This window comes from Pseudomonas sp. R84 (genome assembly GCF_009834515.1).
Lineage (GTDB): Bacteria > Pseudomonadota > Gammaproteobacteria > Pseudomonadales > Pseudomonadaceae > Aquipseudomonas.
Genome location: NZ_CP019426.1, coordinates 4,729,813 through 4,753,901 on the forward strand (window position 1 = coordinate 4,729,813; position 24,089 = coordinate 4,753,901).

Below are 24,089 nucleotides of genomic sequence, written 5' to 3' on the forward strand. Positions count from 1 at the left end.
CCAATCAATCAACTAATGGCGTTATTCAACACTCCGGCGACGCCATAACATGAGAACTCCGATCGACGACGAGATTTGCCGCATGACTTCATTACTGGACAAACAGCCAAACACATTACCCAACGACGAAACGGTCAAGGCGCTACTCGACAAAATCAATGACTGGGACAAAGCCAAGATCCTCGAGCGTTTCATCTCCCATGGCTTACCCAACGCTGATGCCGCGAAACTGGCGGGGCTGCGCTCAACCCTGGTCAAGGCGATCCCTTATCAGAACTATTTCGAGAAAATGCTTCGCGAACTGGCAACGCCGGAAAAATTCTGCGGCCGAATGCTCAGAATTGAGTTGCAGAAGCAATACGCCAACGCATTCCGAAATCATGACACCATCACGCTCAAACCGGCGGCCACCAAGCACACAGCGGCGCTCAGCCTGAGCCTGCTGCATGCGGCGATGCTCAACTTCACCGATACCGAAACGGGTAAATATCACTTTTCCCTCGACAGTAAAACGCAACCCGACCCTCAGGATGCGCCGTTCGAACCGGCCGATCAGGCCAGCATCACTGCCCACGATTTTGCGGCGTTGAGCCGTACCCTCGACCTCGGCGGCGCCTATCAGAAACATCTCAACCTCACTTTTGAAGTGTCGAGTGTTCGACTGAGTGCGGTTAGTCTGGGCAAACTCAATATGAGACTTGCAGCCTACGAGAAATCCCTGACCAAACGCATATCCGATGAATTACTGTCTACCTTGGTGGACTTTACCAACGACAATAACGATATCGACAACGGTGCAACTTTCAATCAGGAAAAAATCCGTCTGATGTCGGTAAAACTTTTTCGCAAGTATACGATTCACGCAACACTGATCGTCTGTCGCCTGAACCCGACAGCGACGCAAGACAGCTACATCCTTTATATCCCCAATGATCCAGGCCAAGGCTTTTATGAGGAAAAAGACGAAGACAACATCAGAACAAGACTGGCAACGCACATCATAGCAATGCCTTCTTTGCGCAGTTCGATTGCCTCGCACCTGAACAACATCGACCAAGATGACTTTTTAAATCGCGACCACACCAACATGTCGTTAAAAGACGATATTGCTTTCACCCCGCTGGACAAGTGCATGTTTCACTCTCTTTTCATGCATCGCCTGGACAAGCTGTTATCCGACGTCAAAGAAGTGGCCGTACCGGTGGCCAATGTCAATGAAAGTGTGCATGTCCAGCGCCGGGAAAATCATCTGCGACGCAGGCGCCCGCCCCTTTCCGCCACTTTGATTTATGAGTTCAGCCGGCACTGGCGCACCACCGCAGCCGATGCCTTGCTGGGCACAGTGTTCACCGGCCTCGAAAACTGGACGAGCAGAGAAAAGCACACCGCGTTGGGGCAACTGCTGGACCTGCAAAAGTCATTGGCAGCCACCGATACACAAAGCCTCGGTGCGGATGCCAGCGGCGAATCGGCAGGGGAATACTTCAAGACATTCGAAGTGCAAGAGCATGCGCACCTGCAGCAAGGGTATCGGCTGTGGAAACGCGCATTGACCGGCTATGAAGTCCCTTCTCACGTTGCAAACCGGGTGACGGATGACGCGTACTCCGACGACGATGATCGCCGGGTGCTGAACTTCAACGGGCGTCACTACATCCAGATCGACGCAACAGTGTACGAAGTGGAACCCAACCCCTTGGCCTGGCGTATTCGCCATCCTTTGAGTCGCTCTAGCTATCAGCCAGCCGTGGTGTATTCGCCCAGTGCTGGCTGGCGTTTGCACAGTCAACAGGCTGTCCCCGCGCCCCAGCCCTGACTCGCCGTCACTCGGCAATGATTGCAAGCACGCTTTGTCGTGCTATCCGCCTTATAACTTATCGTTCTAAAACTCCACTTACCGCGGCGGGTCAGTTTCTGAGTACCCGCCCTTTTGGCGAGGTACGGCTTGACCCCTCCCCAACGGAAAAACCGGTAAGGACTTTATGTGCGGATTAGCTGGCGAGTTACGTTTTGATCAACAACCTGCAGACCTTGCAGCGATCGAGAGAATCACCCATCACCTGGCCCCTCGCGGCCCCGACGCGTGGGGCTTCCATGCCCAAGGGCCGATTGCCCTGGGCCATCGACGCCTGAAAATCATGGACCTGTCGGACGGCTCGGCGCAGCCGATGATCGATAGTCAACTGGGCCTGTCCCTGGCCTTCAATGGCGCGATCTACAACTTCCCGGAACTGCGCGCCGAACTCGAAGCGCTGGGTTACGCCTTCTATTCCGGTGGCGATACCGAAGTGCTGCTCAAGGGCTATCACGCCTGGGGCGAAGCGCTGCTGCCGAAGCTCAACGGCATGTTCGCGTTTGCCATTTGGGAACGCGACGCCCAACGCCTGTTCATCGCCCGCGACCGTCTCGGCGTGAAGCCGTTGTACCTGTCGCGCACTGGTCAGCGTTTGCGTTTTGCTTCGGCCTTGCCGGCGCTGCTCAAGGGCGGCGACATCAACCCGATCCTCGATCCGGTGGCGCTCAATCACTACCTGAACTTCCATGCCGTGGTCCCGGCGCCACGCACCCTGCTGGCCGGCATTGAAAAGCTGCCACCGGCGACCTGGATGCGCGTTGAAGCCGACGGCCGCACCGAGCAGAAAACCTGGTGGACCCTGCCTTACGGCCCGCACGAAGACGAGAAAAACCTAAAGCTGGAAGACTGGGTCGACCGCGTCCTCGACAGCACTCGCGAGGCGGTGGCGATTCGTCAACGTGCGGCGGTGGATGTTGGTGTGCTGCTGTCCGGCGGCGTCGATTCGAGCATGCTCGTTGGCCTGTTGCGTGAAGTCGGCGTGGAGAACCTGTCGACCTTCTCCATCGGTTTCCAGGATGCCGGCGGCGAACGCGGTGACGAGTTTCAGTATTCCGATCTGATCGCCAAACACTACGGCACTCAGCATCACCAATTGCGCATCGACGAAAAAGAGATCATCGAGCAGCTGCCCGCCGCGTTCCGTGCGATGAGCGAGCCGATGGTCAGCCATGACTGCATCGCTTTCTATCTGCTGTCGCGCGAAGTCGCCAAGCACTGCAAGGTGGTACAGAGCGGCCAAGGTGCCGACGAACTGTTTGCCGGTTATCACTGGTACCCGCAAGTCGATGGCGCAGCCGATCCGTATGCGGCGTATCGCAATGCGTTTTTCGATCGCAGCTATGACGACTACGCCGCCACCGTGCAACCGCAATGGTTGACTGCGCATGACGCGGCCGGTGATTTTGTGAAAGAACATTTCGCCCAGCCCGGCGCCGACGCAGCCGTCGACAAAGCCCTGCGTCTGGACAGCACGGTGATGCTGGTCGACGACCCGGTCAAACGCGTCGACAACATGACCATGGCCTGGGGTCTGGAGGCGCGTACGCCGTTTCTCGACTATCGACTGGTTGAACTGTCGGCCCGTGTCCCGGGCCAATTCAAGCTGCCGGATGGCGGTAAACAAGTGCTGAAAGAAGCTGCACGCCGAGTCATTCCGAGTGAAGTGATCGACCGCAAAAAAGGCTACTTCCCGGTGCCCGGCCTCAAGCACTTGCAGGGCGACACGCTGAACTGGGTACGCGAACTGCTGCTTGATCCGAGTCAGGATCGCGGCCTGTTCAACCCGGCCATGCTCGATAAATTGCTGACCGATCCGCAAGGCCAACTGACGCCGTTGCGCGGTTCGAAACTGTGGCAACTGGCGGCCCTGAACCTGTGGCTCAGTGAACAAGGAATCTGATCGATGAAACCCCACGCCACGGCCATCAACCAGCGGCTGCTTCGCGGTCAGGCACCGTCCTACGAACGCTTGCAGGCACGTCTGGCCGAAGACGGCAGCACGTTGGCCGCCGAGCCGATTGCGCTGCATTGCGGCTGGGGCCGGTTACTGATCGGCCACACCTTTCCTGACCCGGCATCGCTGGCGCAGGAACTGCTCAAAGAGCAGCCCGGCGAGCGCGATATCGCGCTGTACGTCGCTGCACCGCAGCAGATTCTCGGCCTGGAGCCGACGCAATTGTTTCTCGACCCGTCCGACACTTTGCGCCTGTGGTTCAGCGATTATCGTCAGGCCACCCGAGTGTTTCGCGGCTTTCGTATCCGCCGTGCACAGAGTGAGGCGGACTGGCAGGCGATCAATCTGTTGTATCAGGCACGCGGCATGTTGCCGATCGATGCCACACGGCTGACTCCGCATCACCAGGGCGGCCCGGTGTATTGGCTGGCCGAGGACGAAGACAGCGGCGCGGTGATCGGCAGTGTCATGGGCCTGAACCATCAAAAAGCCTTCAACGATCCAGAAAACGGCAGCAGCCTGTGGTGCCTGGCGGTTGATCCGCAGTGCTCGCGCCCGGGAGTCGGTGAAGTGCTGGTGCGGCACTTGATCGAACACTTCATGAGTCGCGGCCTGAGCTATCTGGATCTGTCGGTGTTGCACGACAACCGCCAGGCGAAAAGTCTTTATGCCAAGCTCGGTTTTCGCAACCTGTCGACCTTCGCCATCAAGCGCAAGAACGGCATCAACCAACCGTTGTTTCTGGGCCCGGGGCCGGAGGCGCAGTTCAATCCGTATGCGCGGATCATCGTTGAAGAAGCTCATCGACGCGGCATCGACGTGCAGGTGGATGACGCCGATGCCGGGCTGTTCACCCTCAGCCACGGCGGGCGTCGCGTGCGTTGCCGCGAATCGCTGAGCGACCTGACCAGCGCGATCAGCATGAGTTTGTGTCAGGACAAAAGCCTCACGCACAAAGTGCTGAAGGGCGCCGGTCTGAACCTGCCTTCGCAGCAACTGGCCGGAAATGCCGACGATAACCTGGCCTTCCTCGACGAGCATCAGCGAGTGGTGGTCAAGCCGCTCGACGGCGAACAGGGCCAGGGCGTGGCGGTGGATCTGCAGAGCATCGAAGAGGTGCAGCAGGCCATCGAAACGGCGAAGCAATTTGATAGCCGCGTGCTGCTGGAAAGCTTCCACGAAGGGCTTGATCTGCGGATTCTGGTGATTGGCTTTGAAGTGGTCGCTGCAGCGATTCGCAAACCGGCGGAAGTGGTTGGCGATGGTCAGCATTCGGTGGGCGCGTTGATCGAGGCGCAGAGCCGCCGTCGGCAAGCGGCCACCAGCGGCGAAAGCAAGATCCCGCTGGACCACGAAACCCAGCGCACCCTGCATGCGGCCAGGTATGACTACAGCAGCATTCTGCCGGCCGGTGAACATTTGTTTGTGCGGCGCACGGCAAATTTGCACACCGGCGGCACTCTGGAAGACGTCACGGCGATTCTGCACCCGACCCTGGTCGATGCCGCCGTGCGCGCGGCGCGAGCGCTGGATATTCCGATGGTTGGCCTCGACTTGATGGTGCCAGCGGCGGATCAACCGGAGTACGTGTTTATCGAGGCCAACGAACGCGCCGGGTTGGCCAACCATGAGCCGCAACCGACGGCGGAGCGGTTTGTCGATTTGTTGTTTCCGCACAGTCAGCCGGTTGTTTCTTGAATCCGCTTTGTCTGGGCTGACGCCTTCGCGAGCAAGCTCGCTCCCACATTTGGAATGCATTCCCCTGTGGGAGCGACGGTGCGACGATTCGACCTGCTCGCGAAGAGGCCCTTAAATCCACCACCCATATTTCCTCATCGAAACCATCGGTGTGCTCAACCCATCAGGAGTTTCCATGACCACGCAAATCCCCGAACCGGATCTCAACTACCTGCAAAAAGTCCTTCTGGAAATGCTCGCCATTCCCAGTCCCACCGGGTTCACCGACACCATCGTGCGTTACGTCGCCGAGCGTCTGGAGGAACTCGGCATCCCGTTCGAAATGACCCGGCGCGGCACCATTCGCGCCACGCTCAAGGGCAAGAAAAACAGCCCCGACCGCGCCGTCTCGGCGCACCTCGATACTATCGGCGCCGCCGTCCGTGCGATCAAAGACAACGGCCGTCTGACCCTCGCCCCGGTCGGCTGCTGGTCGAGCCGTTTCGCCGAGGGCAGCCGCGTCAGCCTGTTTACCGACAACGGTGTGATTCGCGGCAGTGTCTTGCCGCTGATGGCCTCCGGGCATGCCTTCAACACTGCAGTGGACGAGATGCCCATCAGTTGGGATCACGTCGAACTGCGTCTGGACGCCTACTGTGCGACCAAGGCCGATTGCGATTCGCTGGGTATCAGCATCGGCGACGTGGTGGCGTTCGATCCGCTGCCGGAGTTTACCGAAAGCGGCCACATCAGCGCCCGCCACCTCGATGACAAGGCCGGGGTTGCGGCACTGCTGGCGGCACTCAAAGCCATCGTCGACAGCGGTCAGGAACTGATGATCGACTGCCATCCGCTGTTTACCATCACCGAAGAAACAGGCAGCGGCGCGGCGGCAGCATTGCCGTGGGACGTCAGCGAATTCGTCGGCATCGACATCGCGCCGGTCGCTCCTGGCCAGCACTCCAGCGAACACGCAGTGAGTGTGGCGATGCAGGATTCCGGCGGCCCGTACGACTATCACCTGTCGCGACATTTGCTGCGTCTGGCCGGTGAAAACGAACTGCCGGTGCGCCGCGACCTGTTCCGTTATTACTTCAGCGATGCGCATTCGGCGGTGACGGCCGGCCACGATATCCGCACCGCCCTGCTCGCCTTTGGCTGTGATGCGACCCATGGTTATGAGCGCACGCACATCGACAGCCTGGCGGCTCTGAGCCGACTGCTCGGGGCTTACATTCTGAGTCCGCCGGTGTTTGCCAGCGATGCGGCACCGGCGAATGCTTCGCTGGATCGCTTCAGTCATCAGATTGAACATGACACGCAGATGGAGAGCGATACGCGGGTGCCGTCGGTGGACAGTCTGGTGGGGCAGCGTTCCGATAGTTAAATCATCGTTGTTTGGAATACCGCTATCGCGAGCAGGCGAAGGCCTACCTTGGGAATGCGTTCCCTTGTAGGAGTGAGCCTGCTCGCGATGGCGTCAGTACAGGCAACACAAAACTGGCAGCCAACCCGCAATCGCCGTAGCATCCCGACATTGATTTGACCGAGGTGCCCATGCTCATTCCCCACGACCAACTTGAAGTCGACACCCTCACCCGCCTCATCGAAGATTTCGTCACTCGCGACGGCACCGACAATGGCGATGACACGCCACTGGAAACCCGCGTGCTGCGCGTGCGTCAGGCCTTGACCAAAGGCCAGGCGCTGATCGTCTTCGACCCGGAAAGCGAGCAGTGCCAGTTGATGCTCAAGCACGATGTGCCCAAGCATCTGTTCGATTGAAATCCTCAGCGAACTTTCTGCGTGGCCTGCTTGCGCTGAATCCGCTCATAGACCTCCGCGCGGTGCACGTTGACCTTTTGTGGCGCCTCGACGCCAAAACGCACGCTGGAGCCGTTCACTGACAGAACGCGCAAGGTGATGTCATCACCGATTGAAATCAACTCACCAACGACACGGCTGAGTACAAGCATGAGATTCGTCCTTCAGGGTTAGCGAACCCTGAAGATGCGCGGCTTGCCGCGGCTCTACAATGCATGGAGGGCAAATCAGTTTTGCCTTACAGCCATGCTCGCATCAAGCCGTCAGACGTTTCCGACAACCAACCCTCACGCCGCAGAAAATCGCGGCCCGAACAGAATCACGCTGGCGCCGATCACGCACAACGCCACGCCGATCCAGTCCGAACTCAATGGACGAACCCGCTCGACCACCATCAGCCAGCCAATCGACGCGACGATGTAGATCCCGCCGTACGCGGCGTAGGCGCGCCCGGCATAATTGGCTTCGACGCGAGTCAACAACAACGCGAACAAGGTCAGACTGAGCAGCGCAGGAATCACCCACAGAGCACTTTTGCCCTGGCGCAGCCACATGAAGAAGGCGAAACAACCGGCGATTTCAAACAACGCCGCGAGGAAGAACCACAAGTAATTGAGCATTGACGCGTCTCGACAGGGTGACCATTGCGGCCACCCTAACGATGCCGTCTGCAACGGGCAAGGTCAGCCGTTATTCTGTTTGGCTTTGGCGCGCATTTTTTCGGCCATGGAAGTCATCTCGTTGTAGAGCAGTTGCGGATTCTTCTGCTTGATAGCCCACGCCATGCGCCCTTGTTCGTGGGGCAGGATCATGAACTCGCCGGCCGCCACTTGCTGATAAATGTAGTCGGCGATGTCCGCCGCCGTGATCGGCGAACTTTCCAGCAACTTGCCGACCTGCGCCTTCATCGCCGGCGTCGGGCCACGGAACGAGTCGAGCAAGTTGGTCTGGAAGAATGACGGGCAAACGACATGCACGGCGACTTCCTGTTGCGCCAGTTCAATCAACAGGCTTTCCGAGAGTGCAACCACGCCGGCCTTGGCCACGTTGTAGTTGCTCATCGCCGGGCCTTGCATCAGTGCGGCCATGGAGGCGATGTTGATGATTTTGCCTTTGCTTTGTTCAAGCAGCGGCAGGAATGCCTTGCAGCCCTTGACCACGCCCATCAGGTTGATCGCGATCTGCCAGTCCCAGTCTTCCAGCGACAGTTCGCTGAAGAAACCGCCGGAGGCGACACCGGCGTTGTTGACGATGATGTCGATGCCGCCGAGTTTCTCTTCGCAGGCCTGAGCGAACGCAGTGAGCTGGCTGTAATCACGCACATCGCAGCGCTGAACAAAACCGTCACCGCCCGCCTCACGGACCATTTTCAAGGTTTCCTGCAGGCCGGGTTCGCTGACGTCGGACAAGGCCAGTTGCCAGCCTTGACGCGCCCAGCGCAGCGCGATTTCGCGACCCAGGCCCGAGCCCGCACCAGTGATCATCATGCGATTTTGCATAGCACACAGCCTTGTTGTTCCGGGGAAGATGCGCGGAGTGTAGCGAAGGATTGGCGCGCGCCCACGCTCCATCAAGTTGCTGAATGCAAGATCAAAAGATCTTAGCCTTCGGCAGCTCCTACTTGGATTCGTGCAGGAGCTGTCGAGTGAAACGAGGCTGCGATCTTTTCGCTGCAAAGGAAATAATCGAGCAATCCAAATACATTAAAAAAACATTGAATTTTCTTTCACGCGCACCGGTCGGAATTTGTAAGCCGTCTGGAATTACTTAGTCTCCAGTCGCCCTTGAATACCAAGACTTCTCGAACACTATCAACAAGGAAATCGACATGGGCACAATTCTAATCATTATCCTGATCCTGTTGCTGATCGGTGGTCTGCCGGTCTTCCCGCACTCCAGAAGTTGGGGTTACGGTCCATCGGGCATTATCGGCGTGGTGTTGGTGGTGCTGTTGGTCCTGCTGTTACTCGGTCGGATATAACGCTTCAAGCGTAAAAAGAAAGAGGCCCTGTTCAGGGCCTCTTTTTTATTGCGCGGATTTTACTGTAGGCGAGCGATCAATCCGGCTTGCCGTGGATGACACCGGCGGTGTTATCCATCAGGCTTTTGGTTGCCGTTTGCAGGAACGCTTCGAGTTTGAGTTTCAACTCGGCGGTACGCGGTGCATTCGGTACCACTTCGGCGTGCGGATTGGCACCCAGTTGGTACTGCCACATCTTCGGCCCCATGTCCTTGTCTCTCGGCAACACCAGAATCTGGTCAGCGGTGACGATGGCAGTGGTCTGCTCGCTGCCCGACGGCTTGATCACACCGAAACCGGTGTCGCCTTCAGGCAGGTTGAGCAAGTCACGGCCCCAGCACTGGTGACGCACTTCGCCACCGAGACGGCCCATGATGGTCGGCACGATGTCGATCTGCGTACCCACGGTGTGGTCACGGGTACCGAACTTCTCCTGAATGCCCGGCGCAATCATCAGCATCGGCACGTTGAAGCGACCCAGGTCCATTTCGGTGATCTGGCGTTCGTTGCCGAAACCGTGGTCGCCGACGATGACGAACAGCGTTTCCTTGAAGTACGGCTCTTTGCGCGCCTTCTCGAAGAACTGACCCAGCGCCCAGTCGGAGTAGCGCATGGCGGTCAAGTGTTCGTTGAGGCTGCCACGATCGGTCACGCGCTCGACCGGCAATGGCGTCGGCAAGGCGTATGGCGTGTGGTTGGACAGGGTTTGCAGCAGCGCATAGAACGGCTTGCCGTTTTCGCGTGCTTTCAGCTCCTGCAGGCCACGGTCGAACATGTCCTGGTCGGACACGCCCCACGTCGGATCGGAGAACACCGGGTTGACGAAGTCGTTACGGCCAACGAAGTTGGTCATGCCCTGGTTGCTGAAAAAGCCCGACTGGTTGTCCCAGGCGAAGTCGCCGTTGTAGACGTACACGTCGTCGTAATCACGGGCGCTGAGCACCTGCGGCAGGCCGGACAACTTGTGGCTGCCTTCCGGGGTCTGCATCAGGTATTCGAAACCTGGCAGGTTGGGGAAGCAGGCCATGGTCGCGAACATGCCCTGGTGAGTGTGCGTACCGTTGGAGAAGAAGCGGTCGAACAACAGGCCTTCCTTCGACAGTTTGTCCAGGTATGGCGTGATGTTGCCTGGCGCGCCCAATGCACCGACCGAGTGACCGGCCATGCTTTCCATCAGGATCACCACAACGTTCTTGATCGGCAGGGTCTTGTCGGTCGGCGGCGTGTAATCACGGCGCACGGCGGCAATATCGGCATCGACCAGTTTGTCATCCGGCAGCAGCAGCATGTCGCGCACGACTTTCTGCGCTTGCTCCTGCGGTAACGTGGCTTTCCAGATATTGTCGCGATCCTCGCCCATGCGGGACTTGGCGGCCTCGATCAGTGACAGCGTGGCATTAAGGCCGAGCTGGTTGGCGAAGTTCGAATCGGTGGTGTACACGTCACCCCAACGCATTGGCGGGCCTTGACGCAGAGTGCCACGGGCGGCAACCACGCAGATCAGCAGGCAGACCACAAATACCGCAAGACGGGTGTACCACGGCGCCACCTGACGGGTGCTGACGCTACCGCCGCTGAAAGGACCGCGCGGACGCGTGGCACGGTCGGCGCCTTTGAACGCCAGTGTCAGGATGACGGTGCCGATGACCCATGCCAGCAGATAGCGAACCACCGGGAAACCGTACCAGAGCATGCTCATCACGGTTTTCGGGTCTTCTTTCACATACTGGAACACCAGACCGTTGAGGCGCTGGTGGAACTCGCGGTAGAAATCCATCTCCATCAGGCCGAGAAACAGCGCAATGCTCGAGGCGATCGTCAGCCACAGACGGAAGAAACCGCGTGCCGCCATGGCGCGCGCACTGAACAGCGCCAGCACCAGCGGAATGCACACGTAAACCACCAGACGCAGGTCGAAACGCAGGCCGTTGGCGAAGGCTTCAAGGAAAGTCGAAGCCGGGGTGTCGAGGATCATCTCGCGGTTGTAGACCAGCAGCGCGAGGCGCAGCACGGAAAACATCACCATCATGACCAGCGCGCAAAGCAGCGTGTAGGCCAGATGCGATTTGACGGTCGGTTGCAGCAGGCGAGCAGAAGATCGCTGCTGATTCAGGGCGTCCGGGTTTGCCATGTCGTTTTAGGACCCATTGGAAGTTGAAGTTGCAAAAATACAGCGGCGCCATGCCCTCTATTGGTCATTCCAGACCCCGGGGCTTGCGCGGTGCGCAAATGTTGCACGATCACCCGCACCATTGCCATTGATTACTGCCCCACCGCCAGACACTTTCATTTATGGCAGCGGGCAAACAGAGCGGGCGAATTGTCAGGAACACTTTGTGAAAATTTCGTGCAACGCATATCTGGAAACACAATATAGATACAAAACAAAACGCCCCGACTTGTTCGGGGCGTTTCGCTGAACGCGGGCCGATTACTTCTCGGCGCGTTCTTTCAAAGCTTTGAGGGTGTTGAACGGAGCATCGACGACAAATTTGTTGGCAACCATTGCTGGCACGCTGCCACCTGGTTCGGTGTGCACTTGATAAGTGACTTCAACCTGGTCGCCCTTCGGTACGAACTTCCAGAAGCCTTTGACCTGCTGCACGCGGACAAAGCCTTTTTCTTCAGGAACGTACGTCGGCAGACCTTTGAGGTTGCGGGTCAAGCTGCCGTCGGCGCCTTCGACGGTGGTGACTTCGATCACCGAGTCACGCGGGGTGACTGGCCAAGGGGTGTTGAACTGGGTGTAGGTCCAGCTCTTGTCGCCTTCGTGCTTGAGCAGTTTCTGGGTCTTGCACTCGTGAATCCAGGCGCAGGCGCCGGAGACGTCTTCCTGCAGTGCGCGCAGTTTGGCAACGGTGGTTTTCATCAGCGCAACGCCTTGGTAGGACTTGTAGTCCGAGCCCGGCACTTCACTCAGGGAAACCATGATGCCGTCCTCGTTCTTGGCGACTTTCCAGTCTTCAGCCTGGGCGACGGACGTGGCCAGCACAGCGGTCAAACCACACAACACAGCGATACGATGCAGCGAACCCATAGTCTTATTCCTTATTGTTGAAGTTCCGTTCGTTTGACACATCACGCCGCCGTCATCTGCTCCCACCAGCCGATCAATCTGATCGCTTCTTCCGAGCTGCTGCCACAGACTTCGACATCCGCTGCGAAGCCGGAACAGACTGCCGGGCGCTCAGGGCGGCCGAAAATGGTGCACAGGTTTTCGACCGAGAGCTGCACGCAACGTTCGCCGGCAGGTTTGCCATCAGGCATGCCGGGAATCGGCGAACTGATCGATGGGGCAATGCAGCAAGCGCCACAGCCTTCACGGCATTTCATGACGAACAATTCCTCGCGACGGGCAATGTGTAAAAGGGACGCGGAACAGAGTAACCGCTAAAACGGCTGTTTCAAATTCCCGGAACCGGGGTTTTCACCGATAACTGAATGTGACTGACCAGTCTCCGACAAAGCGTCTGGTCTGCGGGTCACAGATGGTCTGGATTTACTGTTTGAATTCGAAATCCAGTGCTGCGCCTTCGACTTCGCGGCGCTCTTCGTTACGCAGCTGCAACTGCATTTCATTGCTGAGCAAGCGGCCGTTGAGCTGGAATCCGTTGTTTTTTTCGCCAAACATCTGCGGCAGGATCGGCTCGCGCTTGGGCAACTCAACCGTGCCTTTGGGCTTCAACTCCTGAACCATGTCCTTGGGCAGGCTCAGATCGAGTCTGGCCGGCGGCAATTTGGTTTTCACCACTTCGCTGGCGGGTTTTGATTTCGAGGCGACCGGCTTACGCTTCTTGATGACTTTTTGCTGGGTTTTCTTCGCCGTAGCGGCTTTCTGCACAGGTGGATTTTTTTTCGCGGGGCTCGTCGCAGCCGGTTTTTCCTGAACCGCAGCGGCCACGGCGCCAGGCGCATGACCGATCATCAGCAAACCCAACAAAACCCAAGCAGCAGGAAAAATCGCTTTCATGGACCCAACGACACTAACGGCAGAGGGCCATATGCTCGCTTGTTGGGCGCCACAAGACAAGCATCAGCCAGCGCTCGTTCAGAATCCGCCAGCAGTTTCCTGACACAGTTGCGTCGCCAGCATCCCCAGGGTCATCAGCGCCCGCTCCGCCTCGCGGTTCCACGGAATCCCGCAGTTGAGGCGGATACAGTGGTTGAACTGCTCGGTATTACTGAAGATCAGTCCCGGCGCAATGCTGATGCCCTGCTGCAACGCACGCACATGCAATTCTTGCGTATTGACCCTCCCCGGCAAGCTCACCCAAAGGATGAAACCGCCCGTGGGCCGGGTCATTTGCGTGCCTTCGGGGAAGTACTGCTGCACCGCCAACTGGAAGGCGCTGAGGTTTTTCCGGTATTCCTGGCGGATGTACCGTAAATGCCGGTCATAACCGCCGTTTTCCAGATAGGCGGCAATCGCCATTTGCGTCACGCTGCACGCCGAGTGGGTGCTGAAGGTCTGCAAGCGCTGGATTTCCTGCTGGTACTTGCCGGCGATCATCCAGCCGATGCGCACACCGGGTGACAGGGTCTTGGAGAAGCTTGAACAGTAGATCACCCGGTCCAGTCGGTCATAAGCCTTGAGCGCTTTGGTTTTGCCTTGCTCGAACATCAGTTCGCCGTAGATATCATCTTCGACAATCTGGATGTCGAAATCCGAAGCCAACCGCAGCAACTGCTTCTGCCGCTCTTCGGGCATGGTGCCGCCCAGCGGATTGCTCAGGCGCGTGGTCAGCACCAGCGCTTTGATCGACCATTGGTTGGCAGCCAGTTGCAGAGCCTCAAGGCTCATGCCGGTGGCGGGATCGCTCGGAATCTCGATAACTTTCAGGCCGAGCAGATCGGCCAGTTGCAGCAAACCGTAATAGGTTGGCGATTCGGCGGCGATCAGATCACCAGGCCGGGTCAGTACGCGCAACGACATCTGCAAGGCGTCGACACAACCGTGGGTGATCACCACTTCCGACGGATCGACCACCACACCGGCGTCGCGCATGCGGATCGCCACTTGCCGGCGCAGCGGCTCAAAACCGGGGCTGAACATGTAGCTGAAAGCACGCGGACTATGGAAGCGGGTGACCTTGGCCAGTTGCTGATGCAGTGCGCGCACCGGCAGGTAATCGACACTCGGCACGGCCGCACCCAGCGGGAACACGCCTTCGCGGCGTGATTCGACCAGAACCTGTTGAATGATGCTGCTGCGGGTGACCAGCCCCGGCCGTTCGACCCGGGCAATGTCCGGCGTCGGCGCAGTCAGCGCGGGGGTCTGATGCACGTAATAACCGGACTGCGGGCGCGCCCGAATCAAGCCCTGATCTTCGAGATTGGCGTAAGCCTGCAACACCGTCGCATGGCTGACGTTGAGCTGCGAACTCATCTTGCGCACCGAAGGCACGCGCTCCCCCGGTTGATAGACACCACGGCGGATGTCTTCGGCCAGTTGCTGAGCAATACGTTGGTAGAGCAAGAGATTGGTCATGACGCAGCACTCGATTTCACGGGCATTTTATTCTTGTGTGAAACAATACCGGAACAGTTTGGAAGTGTACTGGGACAGTTGCTACATTACTCGACCATACAGTGCGGTGTCTGCCCCTGACTGTACTGATTTGTGGGCCATTCGACAGACGTAAAAAAGCCCGGCACTGCATGACAGCCCGGGCTTTCCAGAGACGCAACCCTTAACGGGCGGCGCCGAGCTGGCCTTTTTCATCGGAGAAGACAATCTCAACCCGACGATTCTGTGCCCGTCCGCGCTCGGAAGCGTTGGCGTCCACCGGGTATTCGTCGCCGTAACCTTCGACCTGAATGCGTTTGTCGTCGATGCCCAGATCCATCAACACGTCGGCGACCGATTGCGCGCGGTCACGAGACAGCTTGAGGTTTTCCTGTTTGCCGCCGGTGCTGTCGGTGTAGCCCTCGATGCGCACCACGCGTTTCGGGTTCAGTTGCAGGAACTGCACGATTTTCAGGACGACACGGTTGGCCGAGTTTTTCAGCTCCGCTTCACCGGTATCGAACAGCACGTCGCCGAGCGTCATCACCAGACCCCGGTCAGTCTGCCTGGTGGCCAGTGCTACGATCTGTTCTTCCAGCCATTTGCCCTGTTGCTGCACGCTGAGCAACTTCGATTCACGCAAGGCCAGTTGCAAGCGCTGGCGATCCAGTTCCAGTTTCGCCGCGCGCTCTTCGTTGAGCACCTGATTGGTGTGCTCGCGGGCGATTTCGCTGTAACGCTGGCTCAGGTAGGCGTAATGCACCACGTCCGAACCGCTGCCCCAATAGGTCGACAGGCGATCGGCACGGGCCAGCGACTCACCGGCGCGGATCACGTCTTTCGGCGCGATGCGCAGCACATTGGAGTCTTCCTTGACCTTCTGGAAATCGGCACTGGCTTCTTGCAGCGCGGATTCGCTGTGCTGGCCGGCGCAGCCGTACAGGCTGACACACCCGGCGAGGATCAGGCCGCCGAGAAGTTTCGACTTGAGGCTCATTGGGCATCTCCCAGTTGCTTGCGCAGTCGGACGATACGGGTGTTCAGCACATTCAGCTGTTCTTGACTTTTTTGCGTCAGCACTTTGGCTTCGGCCAGACGTGCATCCAGTTCAGCCTGTTCCGAACGCATGCGTGCGTTGCGGTAGGACTCGTCAGCCATGTTGCCTTTGGCGCGGTTGTATTTGGTTTCGGCCAGTTTCATTTCCGGCACTTCGTCGGCGGTGGCGCCAACAGCTTTGGCCTGGGTGATGGCTTGCTCGGTCAGGCGCATTTGTTCATTGGGTGCCGGATCGGTTGCGCAACCGGCCAGAGCCAGAACGGCCACAGCCGCGAAAAGAGGTCGAATACTCACTAAGAATCCCTACTGTTTTGGGGCACTGACAGGTGGTTGCGGCTGTTGCTGCTGCGCCTTCCAGCGCTCGATATTGCGTTGCAGCGCGGCTTCCGTCAGTCCGGACGCGGGCAATTCTGTCATCTTTTTGGCTAGCTGTCCGCGCAACCACGGATCGTTGCACGCCGAGTTATGCGAAACCGCGAGGAACAGGCCCGGGCGGTCGATGGGTTGCTCGAACGCCAGCAGATCATTGGCCATACCCAACGCCTGCGCGCCGGCCATGCCCGAGTAGCGCCCGGCGAGTACATATTCGACTTCACCGAGAAGCAATTTCTGCAGGGCCTGGGTGAGGTTGGCTGTCTTGGTCAGGGTCAGATTCTGCTCGGCGAAAGTGCCGAATGCCTGGGTGATTCGAGACTTTTCCGACAACGCGCCCGCGTGGCCGTGCAGGTCTTTGGCTTCGCTGTAGACCAGTGTCGAGCCTTTGCGTGTCCACACCAGATAGTCGTTTTCCAGCAATGGCGGATAGACGTAATCGAGGTTTTCCAGCTCAGTGAATGTCAGCGGCGCGTCGGCGAGCATGTCCATGCGCCCACTACGTACTTCGTCGAGGGCTTGCGAGCGTTTGCCGGCGTAAAGCAACTCGACCTTGATGCCGAGATCTTTGGCGACTTGTTGCAACAGGTCGGCGCTGGCGCCGATCAACTGCTTGGGATTCTGCGGGTCCTGCCACAGATACGGCGGTGCGTCCGGGCTGCCGGTGACGACGAGGCGTTCGCATTTGCCGGCGGCCATCGCCAGCCCCGGCAACAGGGCCAATCCCAACAACCATCCGCAACGCAGATCCATGGCAAAACGCTCCCACTCAAATCCAAGACAAAAAAAAGCCCGACCAAAAGGTCGGGCTCTTTATAAGTGAAGCCGCTGGATTAGACCAGCTTCTCCAGCTCAGGTACTGCTTCGAACAGATCCGCCACGAGACCGTAATCGGCCACCTGGAAGATCGGCGCTTCTTCGTCCTTGTTGATCGCAACGATCACTTTGGAGTCTTTCATACCGGCCAAGTGCTGGATCGCGCCGGAGATACCGACGGCGATGTACAGCTGTGGCGCAACGATCTTGCCGGTCTGACCGACCTGCATGTCGTTCGGTACGAAACCTGCGTCGACCGCGGCGCGCGAAGCACCGACGGCAGCGCCCAGCTTGTCGGCCAGGGCGTACAGGTGTTTGAAGTTGTCGCCGTTCTGCATGCCGCGGCCGCCGGAAACGACGATCTTGGCAGCGGTCAGTTCCGGACGGTCGGACTTGGCCAGCTCCTCGCCAACGAAGCTCGAAGTGCCCGCGTTGTGCGCAGCAGCGACGGCTTCAACAGCAGCCGAACCACCTTCAGCAGCAACCGGGTCGAAACCGGTGGCACGCACGGTGATCACTTTGATTGGCGCGGTCGACTGTACGGTAGCGATGGCGTTACCGGCGTAGATCGGACGCTTGAAAGTGTCAGCGCTTTCGACCGAGATGATCTCGGAGATCTGGTCAACGTCCAGCTGCGCAGCAACGCGCGGCAGGATGTTTTTGCCGTTGGAGGTAGCGGCAGCCAGGATGTGGCTGTAGCCAGCGCCCAGCTCTGCAACCAGAGGAGCAACGTTTTCCGGCAACTGATGCGCGTAAGCGGCATTGTCAGCGTTGAGGACTTTGCTCACGCCAGCGATTTTCGCAGCGGCTTCCGCCACGGCGCCAGCGCCCTGACCTGCAACCAGAACGTGGATGTCGCCGCCGATTTTGGCAGCAGCAGCCACGGTGTTCAGTGTGGCCGGGGCCAACACTTTATTGTCGTGTTCAGCGATTACCAAGATAGTCATGGTCAGATTACCTTCGCTTCGTTTTTCAGTTTCTCGACCAGTTCAGCCACCGACTTGACCTTGATGCCTGCGCTGCGTGCCGCCGGCGCTTCGACTTTCAGGGTCTTGTTGGTGGAGGCGGTGGAAACGCCCAAAGCGTCCGGAGTCAGCACTTCAAGAGGCTTCTTCTTGGCTTTCATGATGTTTGGCAGAGACGCATAGCGCGGCTCGTTCAAACGCAGGTCAGTGGTGACGATTGCCGGCAGTTTCAAGGAAACTGTCTGCGCGCCGCCGTCGATTTCGCGGGTCACGGCAACGCTGTCGCCAGAGACTTCGACTTTCGAGGCGAACGTGCCCTGACCGTAGCCGCTCAGTGCCGCGAGCATCTGGCCGGTCTGGTTGTTGTCGCTGTCGATGGCCTGTTTGCCGAGGATCACCAGCTGCGGCTGTTCCTTGTCGACCACAGCCTTGAGCAGCTTGGCCACGGCGAGCGAGGTCAGATCTTCAGCGGATTCGACGAGGATGGCACGGTCGGCACCCAGAGCCAGTGCGGTACGCAGCTGCTCCTGAGCGGTGGTCGGGCCGATGGAGACGACGACGATTTCAGTCGCAACACCTTTCTCTTTCAGGCGTACGGCTTCTTCCACTGCGATTTCGCAGAACGGGTTCATCGACATCTTGACGTTGGCGAGATCGACGCCGGAATTGTCCGCCTTGACGCGAACCTTGACGTTGTAATCCACAACGCGTTTGACAGCTACAAGAACCTTCATGGATTCCTCGTTACTCTCCGGTGAAAAGAAAGTCGCCTAGGCGAACCTGGCGGTTGATGCTCATCAGGCTAAAAGGGCACCTCTAAAAACGCCGACCGGGGTGCGAGGTGATTGCACGGCGTTGAGGGGTGCGACCGTTCGTCAGTGGTGACCGACAAGTCATTGATCCTCACGCGGTGTAAACTGCGCGCCAGACTGCGCTGCGCATCACCTTCTATTTGCCTGTGCCCTGTCTTTAGACGTGCTCTTGAAACCACCAGTCTGCCTACGACGAGCGCAAAACCGCCCGTATCTTGACCGGAACGCCTATTCCGGTCAATACAGCAAAATGACCATTCATAAGCCGCGCTTCTTTGATTTCTCTGGGCTGGAGCCAATTCAAACAAACGTTTGTATTGGACGCTAGGAGTGGTGTAGATATAATGCGCCGCCTAGAGAGAAAGGTCTGTTCTCCAATATTCCCCTTGACGTTAACGTAAAGGAATAGCGGATGCGACATCAAACCTCCAAATTAGAAAAAAAACTGTTGAGCCTTGAGTAGGAGATAGCCTGTGGAACGCGAATACATGGAATTCGACGTGGTCATCGTCGGTGCCGGCCCCGCTGGCCTGTCCGCCGCCTGCCGTCTGAAGCAGAAGGCCGCCGAAGCCGGTAAGGAAATCAGCGTCTGCGTGGTCGAAAAAGGCTCCGAAGTCGGCGCACATATCCTGTCCGGTGCCGTGTTCGAACCACGCGCTCTGAACGAACTGTTCCCGGACTGGAAGGAACTCGGCGCGCCGCTGAACACGCCAGTCACCCGCGACGATATTTTCGTGCTGAAAAACGCCGAAAACGCGCAGAAGATTCCAGACTTCTTTGTGCCCAAGACCATGCACAACGAAGGTAACTACATCATCTCCCTCGGCAACCTGTGCCGCTGGCTGGCTCAGCAGGCCGAGAACCTTGGCGTAGAAATCTACCCGGGGTTCGCTGCTCAGGAAGCGCTGATCGACGAGCAAGGCGTGGTACGCGGGATCATCACCGGTGATCTGGGCGTCGACCGCGAAGGCAACCCGAAAGAAGGCCTGTACACCCCGGGCATGGAACTGCGTGGCAAATACACGCTGTTCGCCGAAGGCTGCCGTGGCCACATCGGCAAGCAACTGATCAAGCGCTACAACCTCGACAGCGATGCCGACGCCCAGCACTACGGCATCGGTCTGAAAGAAATCTGGGAAATCGATCCGGCCAAACATCAGCCAGGTCTGGTGGTGCACACCGCCGGCTGGCCGCTGGACATCATGGGCACCGAAAACACCGGCGGCTCGTTCCTTTATCACCTGGAAAACAATCAGGTGGTGGTCGGTCTGATCGTTGACCTGTCCTACAGCAACACCTACCTGTCGCCGTTCGACGAGTTCCAGCGCCTCAAGCATCACCCGGTGCTGGCTCAGTATCTGGAAGGCGGCAAGCGCATCAGCTACGGCGCCCGTGCGATCTGCAAAGGTGGCCTGAACTCGCTGCCGAAAATGGTCTTCAAGGGCGGCGCGCTGATCGGTTGCGACCTCGGCACCCTGAACTTCGCCAAGATCAAAGGCAGCCACACCGCGATGAAGTCGGGCATGCTCGCCGCTGAATCGGTGGCTGATGCACTGTTCGCGGAAAAGGACGGCACTGAAGAACTGACCACTTATGTGGACGCGTTCAAGAAGAGCTGGCTCTACGACGAACTGTTCGCCAGCCGTAACTTCGGCCCGGCGATCCACAAGTTCGGCGCCATCGTCGGCGGCGGTTTCAACTGGCTGGACCAGAACATCTTCGGCGGCAAACTGCCGTTCACCCTGCACGACACCAAGCCGGACTACGCTTGCCTCAAGCTCGCGGCCGACTGCAAGAAGATCGACTATCCGAAGCCGGACGGCAAACTCAGCTTCGACAAACTCAGCTCGGTGTTCATCTCCGGTACCAACCACGAAGAAGAACAGCCGTGCCACCTGAAGCTGACCGACCCGAGCATCCCGATCAGCAAGAACCTGCCGCTGTACGACGAACCGGCACAGCGCTACTGCCCGGCCGGCGTGTACGAAGTGATCACCAAGGAAGACGGCGAGAAGCGCTTCCAGATCAACGCCCAGAACTGCGTGCACTGCAAGACCTGTGACATCAAGGACCCTTCGCAGAACATCACTTGGGTCACGCCGGAAGGCGCTGGCGGCCCGACTTATCCGAACATGTAAGTCGAACCGCTGAACAACAAGGCTCCCGATTTGGGGGCCTTTTTGTTGCCCAAAATTCCTCTGACACCACAAAACTACTGTGGGAGTTATCATCGAATCAGGCGGCGCGCTCGTCACCCGGGCTGCGTTCGAAGTAGCGCTTATACTCGCGGCTGAATTGCGAAGTACTCTGATACCCCACCCGATGCGCCACCTGCGCCACACCCAGCCCTTCCGCCACCAGCAACGTCTGCGCCTTCAATAACCGCAAACGCTTCAGATACTGCACCGGCGACAACAACGTGCTGCGTTTGAAGTGTTCATGGAATGTCGACACGCTCATATTCGCGCAACCGGCCAGCGTCTCCACGTTCAACGGCTCGGTGTAATGCGCATGCAGATGACTGATCGATGCCGCCACCCGGGCGAACTGCCCCTGCTGCTCAACCAGCGCGCGCAACACATCCGCTTGTGGCCCACGCAACGCGACGAATAACAACTCGCGCACCCGCGCCGGCCCGAGAATCTGGCATTCCAGCGGATCGTGCAGGCAACTGAGCAAACGTTCGACACAGCCACGCATATCATCGTCGAGCACCACCGAGGTCATCGACTCCGGTGTCTGTGCCGGAATATGCCGCCCCGGCGCCAGCCCCATGGCCAGCACCAGCTCACCGAGCAACACCCGATCAATCGCCACCGACACGCCGAGCAACGGCGCATCCGGCAAGGCGAAGGTCTCACATTCGAACGGCACCGGCAGCGCCTGAATCAGGTAATGCCCGGCACCGTATTCCATGGTGCGCGGCCCGAGAAACGCCAGTTTGCTGCCCTGGGCGATGATCATCAGGCTCGGCTCATAAATGTGCGGGCCACGGGCGACGTCGCAACTGGCGCGCAACACTTGCACACCGGGCAGCCCGGTCCGACTGTAACCATCGCGTAGCGCCAGCGGTTCGATCAGCGAAACCAGCCGGGCATTGGCATCAAGATGACGGGTCAATTGCATCGAATTGCTCTTCACAAAAAATCACGAAAACAAGGGATGAAAGCATCATCGCAGATCCTTTTGCCAATGCGACCGATCAACCCCGTATACCGGAGGATTAGGCATGAGACCCGGAGGAATCGTCATGGTCGGACCGACAGTCGGCGCCCAGAATGCGCCGCCTCACTTGTTCCTGCTTTTGCGAGGTTTCACATGTACACAGCCATCGGTTATGCCGCCCAATCGGCCACCACCCCCCTCGCCCCGATGAAGTTCGAACGTCGCAGCCCGCGCGCCGACGACGTCGCCATCGAAATTCTTTACTGCGGCGTTTGCCACTCCGACATCCACCAGGCGCGCAACGAATGGGGCATCGCCGTTTACCCGCTGATGCCCGGCCATGAGATCGTCGGAAAAGTCACCGCGGTCGGTGCGAATGTCACCCAGCACAAAGTAGGCGATCTGGTCGGCGTCGGCTGCATGGTCGACTCCTGCCGCACCTGCGAAGCCTGCCAGTCGAACCTTGAGCAATATTGCCTCGAAGGCCCGACCATGACCTACGCCACCCCGGATCGTGTCGATGGTAGCAACACCATGGGCGGTTATTCGGACAGCATCGTCGTCAGCGAGCATTTCGTCGTACGCATTCCGGAAAAACTGGCGTTAGCCAGCGCCGCGCCAATCCTCTGCGCCGGTATCACCACCTACTCGCCGCTCAAGCACTACGGTGTGAAAGCGGGCGACAAAGTCGGGATTCTCGGCATGGGCGGCCTCGGCCACATGGGCATCAAATTCGCCAAGGCCATGGGCGCCGAAGTCACGCTATTCACCCGCTCGGCGAGCAAGGCTGAAGAAGGTCGCCGTCAGGGTGCCGATCACGTGATCGTTTCCACCGACGGCGAGCAGATGAAAGCCGCTGCCGGTTACTTCGACTTCCTGCTCGACACCATTCCGGTGCAGCACGATCTCAACCCGTACCTCGACACCCTGCGCTTCGACGGCGTGCACATTCTGGTCGGTCTGATCGAACCGATCGATCCACCGGTCCACGCTGGCAAACTGGTGATGAGCCGCCGCGTATTGGCCGGCTCGTTGATTGGTGGCGTTGCTGAAACCCAGGAAGTGCTGGATTTCTGCGCAGAACACAACATCACCTGCGACATCGAAATGCTCGACATCCGCCAGATCAATGAGGCTTATGCGCGCATGATCGCTGGCGACGTGAAGTACCGTTTCGTCATCGACATGGCGACCCTCAAGGTTTAAATCTTTAGACCGAGTTCCGCCGATAGCCGGGCTGTGACCCCTTTGATCAGGGGAATCAGCTCGGCCATTTTTTCCAGCGGCATGTACGGCACGGTGCTGGCGATACTGATTGCCGCCACAATGCCCTTGCTCGCATCGCGAATCGGCGCCGCCACGCAGCGGATCGACGGTTCGTTGTCCTCCAGATCGAACGCGTAGCCACCGGCGACGTATTCGGTCATGCGCTGCTCAAGCTGTTCCCACGACTGTTGGGGATGCTGCGGCCAGAACTGACTTTTCCCACCTGCCGGCAGGCTGATGTCGTACAGACGTTGCCAATCTTTCGGCGAGTCATCGAGCATCAACGCCTTACCGATACCGGTGCGTGCCAGCGGCATGCGATGGCCGACCCGCGAGCGCATTTCCGGGCCGTTGCGCCCCGGATTTTTCAGCAGATACAGCACCTCATCGCCTTCACGAATGCCTAAGTGCACAGTGTCGCCGGTCAATGCCGACAACTCGTCCAGGTAGGGTGCGGCCAAGGTCACCAGCGGCAATTCTTCGCGCGCCTGGAAACCCAGTTCGATCAGCTTCGGCCCGAGCAGATAACCGACTTGCGGCACCACGCGCAGGTAGCGCTCGTCGACCAGGCAACTGGCCAGACGATGGGTGGTGCTGCGCGTGGTGCCGATCAGCCGGGCAATCTCCTTGAGATCGCGGGCGCCGCTGGCCACCGCTTGCACCACACCCAAGCCACGTAACAGCGTCTGGGTGCCGGTGGGCGCGGCGTCCTTGGTTTTTTCCGGAGCGTCTTCCTGCATATCCAGCCTTTTACCGTTGAGCGAAGGAACGGGCGGCATTATGGTCGCCCGACGCAGACCA

Annotated in this window: 23 protein-coding genes; 8 read left to right on the plus strand and 15 right to left on the minus strand. The window is 58.8% G+C overall.

All coding sequences use genetic code 11. The annotated features are described in order from the left end of the window. The first annotated feature begins 82 nt into the window (after positions 1-82). The 5 genes from PspR84_RS20825 to PspR84_RS20845 all read left to right on the plus strand — a co-directional run bounded on the left by PspR84_RS20825 (position 83) and on the right by PspR84_RS20845 (position 7,271). Entirely contained in the window at positions 83-1,816 is a 1,734-nt protein-coding gene (locus PspR84_RS20825) for a DUF6543 domain-containing protein (protein ID WP_160058975.1), read from the plus strand. Positions 1,817-1,982: 166 nt separating this feature from the next. Continuing rightward, complete coding sequence (locus PspR84_RS20830) at positions 1,983-3,755, plus strand: N-acetylglutaminylglutamine amidotransferase (protein WP_160058976.1); 1,773 nt, start codon at positions 1,983-1,985, stop codon at positions 3,753-3,755. A 3-nt stretch (positions 3,756-3,758) separates the two neighbouring features. Further along, positions 3,759-5,507, plus strand: coding sequence for an N-acetylglutaminylglutamine synthetase (gene ngg, locus PspR84_RS20835; protein WP_160058977.1), 1,749 nt, complete (start codon positions 3,759-3,761; stop codon positions 5,505-5,507). A gap of 175 nt (positions 5,508-5,682) precedes the next feature. Next, positions 5,683-6,873 (plus strand): osmoprotectant NAGGN system M42 family peptidase, encoded by a 1,191-nt coding sequence (locus tag PspR84_RS20840; protein ID WP_077574040.1) that lies wholly within the window; start codon positions 5,683-5,685, stop codon positions 6,871-6,873. 170 nt (positions 6,874-7,043) lie between these two features. Continuing rightward, positions 7,044-7,271, plus strand: coding sequence for a YheU family protein (locus PspR84_RS20845; RefSeq protein WP_003199186.1), 228 nt, complete (start codon positions 7,044-7,046; stop codon positions 7,269-7,271). A gap of 5 nt (positions 7,272-7,276) precedes the next feature. Here PspR84_RS20845 and csrA read toward each other — a convergent pair whose 3' ends face one another. The 3 genes from csrA to PspR84_RS20860 form a co-directional block, all read right to left on the minus strand. Next, positions 7,277-7,462 carry a carbon storage regulator CsrA gene (gene csrA, locus PspR84_RS20850; RefSeq protein WP_077574041.1) on the minus strand — a complete coding sequence of 62 codons (186 nt, stop codon included), beginning with the start codon at positions 7,460-7,462 and terminating at the stop codon, positions 7,277-7,279. 135 nt (positions 7,463-7,597) lie between these two features. Next, positions 7,598-7,930 (minus strand): YnfA family protein, encoded by a 333-nt coding sequence (locus PspR84_RS20855; RefSeq protein WP_007908357.1) that lies wholly within the window; start codon positions 7,928-7,930, stop codon positions 7,598-7,600. Between the two features lie 63 nt (positions 7,931-7,993). Continuing rightward, the gene (locus tag PspR84_RS20860; protein ID WP_160058978.1) at positions 7,994-8,809 is read right to left on the minus strand and encodes an SDR family oxidoreductase; all 816 of its coding nucleotides are present in this window, start codon (positions 8,807-8,809) and stop codon (positions 7,994-7,996) included. 323 nt (positions 8,810-9,132) lie between these two features. Between PspR84_RS20860 and PspR84_RS20865 the strand changes: the two genes are divergently transcribed. Beyond that, positions 9,133-9,291, plus strand: a complete 159-nt coding sequence (locus PspR84_RS20865) for a DUF3309 family protein (RefSeq protein ID WP_169432680.1) — start codon at positions 9,133-9,135, stop codon at positions 9,289-9,291. A gap of 76 nt (positions 9,292-9,367) precedes the next feature. Here the strand turns inward: PspR84_RS20865 and PspR84_RS20870 are convergent, their stop codons facing one another. From PspR84_RS20870 to PspR84_RS20915, 10 genes are all read right to left on the minus strand, one after another. After that, positions 9,368-11,461 carry an LTA synthase family protein gene (locus PspR84_RS20870; protein WP_160058979.1) on the minus strand — a complete coding sequence of 698 codons (2,094 nt, stop codon included), beginning with the start codon at positions 11,459-11,461 and terminating at the stop codon, positions 9,368-9,370. Positions 11,462-11,761: 300 nt separating this feature from the next. Next, positions 11,762-12,367 carry an START domain-containing protein gene (locus PspR84_RS20875; protein ID WP_160058980.1) on the minus strand — a complete coding sequence of 202 codons (606 nt, stop codon included), beginning with the start codon at positions 12,365-12,367 and terminating at the stop codon, positions 11,762-11,764. A gap of 41 nt (positions 12,368-12,408) precedes the next feature. Next, positions 12,409-12,663: a YkgJ family cysteine cluster protein gene (locus PspR84_RS20880; RefSeq protein WP_160058981.1), complete on the minus strand. Its 255-nt coding sequence runs from the start codon at positions 12,661-12,663 to the stop codon at positions 12,409-12,411. 166 nt (positions 12,664-12,829) lie between these two features. Then, entirely contained in the window at positions 12,830-13,300 is a 471-nt protein-coding gene (locus PspR84_RS20885; RefSeq protein WP_160058982.1) for a translation initiation factor 2, read from the minus strand. A gap of 78 nt (positions 13,301-13,378) precedes the next feature. Continuing rightward, positions 13,379-14,818, minus strand: a complete 1,440-nt coding sequence (locus PspR84_RS20890) for a PLP-dependent aminotransferase family protein (RefSeq protein WP_007908347.1) — start codon at positions 14,816-14,818, stop codon at positions 13,379-13,381. Between the two features lie 202 nt (positions 14,819-15,020). Continuing rightward, positions 15,021-15,833: an OmpA family protein gene (locus PspR84_RS20895; RefSeq protein WP_160058983.1), complete on the minus strand. Its 813-nt coding sequence runs from the start codon at positions 15,831-15,833 to the stop codon at positions 15,021-15,023. After that, entirely contained in the window at positions 15,830-16,186 is a 357-nt protein-coding gene (locus PspR84_RS20900; RefSeq protein WP_174244473.1) for a DUF4398 domain-containing protein, read from the minus strand. The genes PspR84_RS20895 and PspR84_RS20900 overlap by 4 nt, the downstream gene beginning before the upstream one ends. A gap of 9 nt (positions 16,187-16,195) precedes the next feature. Further along, on the minus strand, positions 16,196-17,017 hold the full coding sequence (locus PspR84_RS20905) for a transporter substrate-binding domain-containing protein (protein WP_160058984.1): 822 nt from the start codon (positions 17,015-17,017) through the stop codon (positions 16,196-16,198). 80 nt (positions 17,018-17,097) lie between these two features. Next, on the minus strand, positions 17,098-18,027 hold the full coding sequence (locus tag PspR84_RS20910; protein WP_127929312.1) for an FAD-binding protein: 930 nt from the start codon (positions 18,025-18,027) through the stop codon (positions 17,098-17,100). 2 nt (positions 18,028-18,029) lie between these two features. Beyond that, positions 18,030-18,779, minus strand: a complete 750-nt coding sequence (locus PspR84_RS20915) for an electron transfer flavoprotein subunit beta/FixA family protein (RefSeq protein ID WP_007908338.1) — start codon at positions 18,777-18,779, stop codon at positions 18,030-18,032. A gap of 551 nt (positions 18,780-19,330) precedes the next feature. Here PspR84_RS20915 and PspR84_RS20920 point away from each other — a divergent pair. Beyond that, positions 19,331-20,995, plus strand: coding sequence for an electron transfer flavoprotein-ubiquinone oxidoreductase (locus PspR84_RS20920; protein ID WP_016985998.1), 1,665 nt, complete (start codon positions 19,331-19,333; stop codon positions 20,993-20,995). 97 nt (positions 20,996-21,092) lie between these two features. Here PspR84_RS20920 and PspR84_RS20925 read toward each other — a convergent pair whose 3' ends face one another. Continuing rightward, positions 21,093-21,983 carry an AraC family transcriptional regulator gene (locus PspR84_RS20925; RefSeq protein ID WP_160058985.1) on the minus strand — a complete coding sequence of 297 codons (891 nt, stop codon included), beginning with the start codon at positions 21,981-21,983 and terminating at the stop codon, positions 21,093-21,095. Between the two features lie 192 nt (positions 21,984-22,175). On the opposite strand from PspR84_RS20925, the gene PspR84_RS20930 reads away from it, so the two are divergent. Continuing rightward, positions 22,176-23,228 carry an NAD(P)-dependent alcohol dehydrogenase gene (locus PspR84_RS20930; protein ID WP_160058986.1) on the plus strand — a complete coding sequence of 351 codons (1,053 nt, stop codon included), beginning with the start codon at positions 22,176-22,178 and terminating at the stop codon, positions 23,226-23,228. Here PspR84_RS20930 and PspR84_RS20935 read toward each other — a convergent pair. Next, positions 23,225-24,028 carry an IclR family transcriptional regulator gene (locus PspR84_RS20935; RefSeq protein WP_158960093.1) on the minus strand — a complete coding sequence of 268 codons (804 nt, stop codon included), beginning with the start codon at positions 24,026-24,028 and terminating at the stop codon, positions 23,225-23,227. The two genes, PspR84_RS20930 and PspR84_RS20935, sit on opposite strands and share 4 nt — an antisense overlap. Between the last annotated feature and the right edge of the window lie 61 nt (positions 24,029-24,089).